This window comes from Colwellia marinimaniae, assembly GCF_002207865.1.
Taxonomy (GTDB): domain Bacteria; phylum Pseudomonadota; class Gammaproteobacteria; order Enterobacterales; family Alteromonadaceae; genus Colwellia; species Colwellia marinimaniae.
This window is the reverse complement of record NZ_BDQM01000442.1, coordinates 1-245: the sequence shown is the minus strand read 5'-3', so window position 1 is coordinate 245 and position 245 is coordinate 1. Positions and strand designations below refer to the sequence as shown.

At 47.3% G+C, this 245-nt stretch carries 1 pseudogene; it reads right to left on the bottom strand.

Annotated features, from left to right (window positions below):
• Window positions 1–245: pseudogene (locus tag MTCD1_RS20000) on the bottom strand (phosphomethylpyrimidine synthase ThiC); the annotation flags it as partial.

The following is a 245-nucleotide window of genomic DNA, read 5'->3' as shown; positions in this document are numbered from 1 at the left end:
AATGTAACTGAGTGACACACTTACCTGGTTTCGCCTTTCTTGGAGGAAGCAAAGAATCGAATCTCAGGTGATCTAAGCCATCATCGGCGAGTCTTTGCTGAGTAAAACCTGAACTGGCACCGATAAGTTGCTCAGTGTCGTCACGTTCTACAGTCCAATTATTTCTGAATTTATCCAAGCCCCTGCGGACATTGATATCGGCATCGGGATCTGAATAGGGGCCGGCGCAGTCATAGACTCTTAGC